Genomic DNA, 6,064 nt, shown 5'->3' on the forward strand with positions numbered 1-6,064 from the left:
GAGTTGTTTGATACGTTCTTGGTCTGAAAGCTGCTGTACTTTAACTGGATTTTGTTTATCTAAATATTTTTGATACCAAACACGTAGTGTTTCAGGAGTACAACCTATCTTAGAAGCAATTGCTGTGATTGCAGCCCAAGTAGAAGGATAATCTTTTTCAGATTCAATTAGTAATTGAACCGCTCTTTCTCTGATTTCAGGGGTATATTTTAATTTTGTCATCGGGGTAGTCTCTCAGAATATTGACTCTCCGACAAACCCGGTACGGTTCACTTAGCGATTAGATAGATTTTAACAACGTCATTGTTTTTGGATTTTATATAAAAGTACATTGATAAAAGCAAAGTAGAGTTATAAAAGTACAGTCAAAAGCTCGCTTTTGACTGTACTTATTGATCATTAGCTACGAATAAAAGCTAACAGATCTCGGTTAATGGTTTCAGCTTCAGTTGTTGGCATACCGTGTGGGAAGCCCTCATAGGTCTTGAGTACACAGTTTTGTAGCAAATCAGCCGATTTTTGACCCGACAACTCAAACGGAACGACCTGATCATCTAAGCCGTGCATCACCATCATCGGAATGGTAATACTCTTCAAATCATCACGGAAATCAGTCTGCGAAAAGGCAACGATACTGTCATAATGTGCCTTTGCTCCACCCATCATACCCTGTCTCCACCAGTTTTGGATCACTGGTTCAGATGGTGTTACGCCATCTCGGTTATAACCATAGAATGGTCCTGCTGGCACGTCATAGAAGAACTGTGCACGGTTTTCTTTAGTATTCTTTTGAAAATCATCAAAGACTGATTTGTCGATGCCATTTGGATTATCATCTGTTTTAACCATGAGCGGTGGCACAGCCGAAATCAAAACACCTTTAGATACAGGATCCTCAGGATGACGCGTGATATAACGTGCAACAACGCCACCACCTGTTGAATGTCCTACGTGTACAGCACCTTGAACACCAAGATGCTTGACCACAGCAGCAGTGTCATCGGCGTAATGATCCATATCATGTCCATCCCAAACCTGCTGCGAACGACCATGTCCACGTCGATCCGTTGCAATGACACGGAAACCTTCACCGAGGAAGAACATCATTTGTGCATCCCAATCGTCAGCGCTGAGGGGCCAACCATGATGGAAGAAAATAACAGGAGCATCTTTTGGCCCCCAATCTTTATAGAAAATTTGGACACCGTCGTTTGTAGTAACAAAACTCATCTTAAAATCTCCGCATTTTTTATTGATAATGAAAGTGAATCAGAACGAATAAAAATATATTTCTGATCCTAGAAAAAAATAACATTCAATTTAACTTTAAGGTCAATGTTTTTTTATGGTTTTCTTGTTAAAAAATAGTCTAAAGATATTTATTTAATTCATTATCATATTGTTATATCTAGTTTTATTTTAAAAAAATTGAGTTGTGTTATTGTAAAATTAGCGAGGACTCAGTGTTTTCAAGGTAAATTGATTACTAAAGCATTCAGTTTAATGGTTAAGAATTATTATTATTTAGAGATGAATTAGACCTCAAATTAAATATGTTTAAAAAATTGATTTAACAATCATAATCATAGATATAAAATAATAACTGGTGTGAGTGATTCATTTTTTAATTTTTTCATAATTTTCAAATCAAGTTTTCCATCATCAAATGCTGTTATGACAAACTGAGTATCATTAAGAAGAACTTATTATTTTCCAAGCTCATTTTAGTACTTTTCATTCAAGATAAAGCGTAATAAAACTTAATATATGGAAAACCATGAATATACTCTTGGACATGATTGGTATAGCAAAGCACGTGACCGAGGTGCGCCAGAGAAATCTATAAATGCTGATCTCAGAAGTATTCTTTTAAAATTAGATAAATCAAAACGCATTGAAATGATTGCTAGTCTATTGAAAAAAGACCCATACCTTTATGGTTGGTTAAAAGATATTAAAAAATAACTTCTAGTTTCCAAAAATCCCAATTTAAGTATTGGGATTTTTATTATAAAACGTCACTTTTTACGCTGATTTAAGGTTTGTTGTCCTAAATCCTTCCAAATTTGCCATTTCATATCATTTGGGTCTATTTCAGCAGTTTTTAGAAGAACGCCAAGTAATTCGGCTGGGTCACGCTGATCTAGGTTAGCTATTTCAAATAATGCGCCTAATTGAATGAGATGACGTGTACGAGCTTTACGTTCAGCTTCTTTTTCTGCATTCAGTAATTTTCTAACTGCAACTTTTTGCTTATTTGCTCGATCTATGGCTTTTTCAGCTTTGATCAAGGCATTGATCTTTTTCTCTTGGTCGGGTGTTCTGTACTGAATTTTAGCTAATTCAAGTAAAAGTTTTTGAGCATCACTAGGATTCTTTAAAGCAGAAATATAGGTGATTTTTTCAGACAGCCAATCATTATTCATATTCAATTCCATTAATTCAGATACCGCAAAAGCACAGGCTCAATACTCAAAGAACGATAACAAAATATTTACGTTCGAGTAACGTAATTTTGTTAAAGTCGTTCTAGAGATTGTCGCCTGTACTTCCATCAAAAATTTGATGGCGCGCTTAGACGTTTCTCAATTTCATTGAGAAACCTAAGCACGTTAGGGACTTCATCCCTAAAACCCTGAAACTTCTTTTTTATGTAAATTTTCAATTTACGAAAAAAAGAAGTGCCAAAGCTAGGAGCAACAGCATGCAACTAAAACAGGTACTGGGAAAAATCAAAGATATTACTTTTGGCGTGATCGCAGCACCGCTAATCATCATCATTATGATGTGGGCTTCGATACTCGACCAAAGAGCATTTAAGAAAGAACTAGACCGAAAAAAGGAACAGGAAAAAACCTAATGGCGATTGCTCGTTTAAGTGTCAAAGTCGGCAAGGCAGGCAAGGCAGCACCGCATGCCGAATATATTGATCGGGACAAAGAAAAGAAGCTGAAACAGGAACAGGCAGAAACCGACCTTGAACATAGCGATTATGGAAACATGCCGAAATGGGCTGAACATAATCCCATTACCTTTTGGGAGGCAGCCGACCTTTACGAGCGAAAAAATGGCAGTACCTATCGAGAATATGAAATTGCCCTGCCTAGAGAGATGAATGCCGAACAACGCTTAGAACTGGTTGAGGACTTCATTCAGTCTGAAATTGGCTCAAAATATCCATATCAGTTTGCGATTCATAACCCTAAAGCAATGGATGGCAACGATCAGCCCCACGTGCATCTCATGTTTAATGAACGTCTGCAAGATGGAATCGAACGAGATCCAGAGCAATATTTCAAACGCTATAACAGCAAAAATCCTGAACGTGGCGGAGCTAAAAAAGACAATACAGGCAAGAGTTACCAGGAACGAAAAACCGATATTAAAGACCTACGCCAAAGATGGGCAGATTTATGCAACAGCCATTTAGAAAAACACCAAATTGACAGTCGTATTGATATGCGAAGCTATAAAGAGCAAGGCATAGACAAAGAACCTGAAAAAAAATTATTACCAAGCCAAGCCAAAGATCCTGAAATCAGGGATGTCTTGCAACAGTCACGTACAGCCTATAAAGAGCTTGAGCGACTAGACTTAGGCGACCCGAAAAAAGACCTGAAAGAACTCAAAGACAGCCCAATTTCAGACAAAGAAATTAAACAGGGCATTGAGAGCTTTAAGGCTGATTTTGACAGCTTCAAACAACTTGCCTTACAGCAGTACAAAGAACAGCAGAAATTAGAACGAGAGCAACAGAAAACCATGAGTTATAAGGGGATGAGCCGATGACACCTGATGAAAAAAAGTTATATGCACTGATGGCAGTTGCAGAACAACAGCAGAACCTAGTCACTCAGGCTGTTAAAGAGCTTCAAATCACCGAAGAACGCATTCAAAAGGTCATAGCAGGGCAAACCCATAGTACCGTATCAAAATCGCTAAATACGGGCTTACAGGAGGGTACAGCGGAGCTTATTAAGACCGCCAAAGCACTTGGACATTTAAAAAACTCGATTGAATCAACCAGTGATCAATTTTCATGGAAAATCATCACCATCATTTTAGGCATTTTCGCCATTCTGATGCTTGGCATCATTTGGTTATTCAGTGTTTATATCAAACCTTTAGAAAATATCCCGCAGATCGAGAGCTTAAGACAGCAGGGAATCCAGTTTGATATAGGAAGCTGTACTGTTGGAGAGGAATCTAAACCGTGTGTTCGTGTGATGAAAAAGCAATGCGGATATGGAAAAAATGGCGATTTTTGTGTCATAGACCCAAAATAATAGGCATATTTTTTATTTGACGAGAGGAAATGAGTAATCATGCCATTAATTGAATATTACGGCTTGTTATTTGAATGGCATGACCAAAAAATGGATTTAGTCTATCGAGGGCGAGAAATTACGTTCGAGGAGGTCTGTAGTATTTTCCTTGATCCTGCATTGATCTCTTTTGAGGATGTAGGACACTATGATGAACAACGACTAATATCAGTCGGTTTAAGCAATCGTGGTAGACTATTAACAGTGGTTTGGGTTGAACGTGGAGATGTTGCGAGAATAATCACTGCATTTGAACCATCACATCACCAAAAGCGGAGGTACAGCAATGCAAAATGAACTAGAACGCTATAAAAATTTTGACCCTACCAATGCGCCATTGGTTAAACCTAGCTTTGTGAAGAAATTACAGGAACGCCATGCCATAGCTCAAGCACAGGCTTTTGATGCTGATGTAGTTGCATGGTTAAGTTCACAAGATAATGAAACAAAACAACATATTAACGATATGGTTCGCCATATTATGGCATTGAAACGTGCTTGATTAGGGATTTAGTCATGATTAGATATGACCTCTCTTTTTTGTCTTAATATCTGATTGATCAAAGAAAAAGCCCATTGAATCTTGCAACTCAATGGGCTTTCGCTTTATATTCAGCGGTACGCAGTTATTTGATGCTTCGAACCATCGAATAACGAAGATCAGCAGAGCTACCAACTCGTGCAGATTTCACCACAAGGCTTGTACCTGAACTCTATTTTCACAATAAACAGTGTTTAGTTCAAGACCCAAAATGATAAGTCTTCGTTAATCCGTGTTTTAAATCATCAAATAAGCATCCTAGATCGAGCTTTGCCTGCTTCTGCGTGTCCGTTTTACGGATTGGCATGCGTTGCATGTGGAGGGAATAAGTGTCACTGGTGCAACGTAGCGATAGTCGAAAGGCTAAACCGCTACAGGGGAATCTCACAAAAGCGGAGCGTTAAGAGTAGTTGTATAGGTTGGTTAAGTTGTATGTTGGGGAAACCCTCGCAGAGATACCGCCATACTTCGACAGGGAGCGTGTGGGGAGAGGTGCAAGACCTTTAGTCCTTGTCTGCATAGTTTGCAAAGCTATGTGCGGATACGACCGATATACGTGGCTCCGAAGCCAAAAGAATATGCGGTAAATCGGCAATACTTAAAGGATGCGTCATTTTTTTAAATGACCGCCTTTAGGGAGAGTATTGCCGAAACTCTCTCAACCGTTTCCAAAGCCAAAGCACGAAGTGCGACGCTTTGGGGGCGAGTTGAGAAGTTGAGAGCATTTGTTTTTAGGGGAATTAGGCAGATGGGTTTTAATATACCTAATATTCTGCTTAGGCTATTTTTTTATGCTTTTAATCTTCTATAAATCGTTATTTAATTGAATGGTAATAATTTTTGAATCTTTGAAATGACTAGAAGCAGATTTTTTAAAAAAACGTACCATTCTAATTATCGAGGTAAAGTATCTGTTGAGGATGCTGTTAAACATCAAACATATCTTGATGATATGAGAAAAGATGCTGTTTTTTATTGTGTAGATCATATTGAAAGTTCAATGATCCCACATAGTATGCTTCATAAAATAATTCAAAAGTTAAAAACTAAGCAAAATGATAGTTTAACTTTGAACCGTACCGGGTTTGTCGGAGACTTTTTTATTTAAGTTAGGCCACCTGACCTAACGGGTTAATCTTATCATAGTACATTGCTTCAAACTCAAAAGGCGATACATAACCCAGTGCACTGTGTACAC

At 38.1% G+C, this 6,064-nt stretch carries 7 protein-coding genes and 3 pseudogenes; 7 read left to right on the forward strand and 3 right to left on the reverse strand.

Annotated elements, in window-relative coordinates; genetic code table 11:
* Positions 1 to 222 (reverse strand): annotated as a pseudogene (locus tag WFH18_RS16405) (IS3 family transposase); the annotation flags it as partial.
* Between the two features lie 177 nt (positions 223 to 399).
* Complete coding sequence (locus tag WFH18_RS16410; protein ID WP_164543327.1) at positions 400 to 1,230, reverse strand: alpha/beta fold hydrolase; 831 nt, start codon at positions 1,228 to 1,230, stop codon at positions 400 to 402.
* 534 nt (positions 1,231 to 1,764) lie between these two features.
* Here WFH18_RS16410 and WFH18_RS16415 point away from each other — a divergent pair.
* Positions 1,765 to 1,965 (forward strand): annotated as a pseudogene (locus WFH18_RS16415) (hypothetical protein); the annotation flags it as partial.
* 53 nt (positions 1,966 to 2,018) lie between these two features.
* On the opposite strand, the gene WFH18_RS16420 reads toward WFH18_RS16415, so the two are convergent.
* Complete coding sequence (locus WFH18_RS16420; RefSeq protein WP_164543328.1) at positions 2,019 to 2,426, reverse strand: conjugal transfer protein TraD; 408 nt, start codon at positions 2,424 to 2,426, stop codon at positions 2,019 to 2,021.
* Positions 2,427 to 2,704: 278 nt separating this feature from the next.
* Here WFH18_RS16420 and WFH18_RS16425 point away from each other — a divergent pair, with 278 nt between their 5' ends.
* From WFH18_RS16425 to WFH18_RS16450, 6 genes and pseudogenes are all read left to right on the forward strand, one after another.
* Positions 2,705 to 2,860 (forward strand): hypothetical protein, encoded by a 156-nt coding sequence (locus WFH18_RS16425; RefSeq protein ID WP_004846790.1) that lies wholly within the window; start codon positions 2,705 to 2,707, stop codon positions 2,858 to 2,860.
* Positions 2,860 to 3,789 carry a MobA/MobL family protein gene (locus tag WFH18_RS16430; protein ID WP_164543329.1) on the forward strand — a complete coding sequence of 310 codons (930 nt, stop codon included), beginning with the start codon at positions 2,860 to 2,862 and terminating at the stop codon, positions 3,787 to 3,789. Before WFH18_RS16425 ends, WFH18_RS16430 begins: the two co-directional genes overlap by 1 nt.
* Positions 3,786 to 4,286, forward strand: coding sequence for a hypothetical protein (locus WFH18_RS16435; protein ID WP_164543330.1), 501 nt, complete (start codon positions 3,786 to 3,788; stop codon positions 4,284 to 4,286). The genes WFH18_RS16430 and WFH18_RS16435 overlap by 4 nt, the downstream gene beginning before the upstream one ends.
* A gap of 39 nt (positions 4,287 to 4,325) precedes the next feature.
* Complete coding sequence (locus WFH18_RS16440; RefSeq protein ID WP_002011632.1) at positions 4,326 to 4,622, forward strand: BrnT family toxin; 297 nt, start codon at positions 4,326 to 4,328, stop codon at positions 4,620 to 4,622.
* Entirely contained in the window at positions 4,612 to 4,827 is a 216-nt protein-coding gene (locus WFH18_RS16445; RefSeq protein WP_004847384.1) for a hypothetical protein, read from the forward strand. The genes WFH18_RS16440 and WFH18_RS16445 overlap by 11 nt, the downstream gene beginning before the upstream one ends.
* A gap of 892 nt (positions 4,828 to 5,719) precedes the next feature.
* Positions 5,720 to 5,956: pseudogene (locus WFH18_RS16450) on the forward strand (hypothetical protein); the annotation flags it as partial.
* Between the last annotated feature and the right edge of the window lie 108 nt (positions 5,957 to 6,064).

The sequence above is a fragment of the Acinetobacter sp. USHLN143 genome (assembly GCF_037145695.1).
Taxonomy (GTDB): domain Bacteria; phylum Pseudomonadota; class Gammaproteobacteria; order Pseudomonadales; family Moraxellaceae; genus Acinetobacter; species Acinetobacter fasciculus.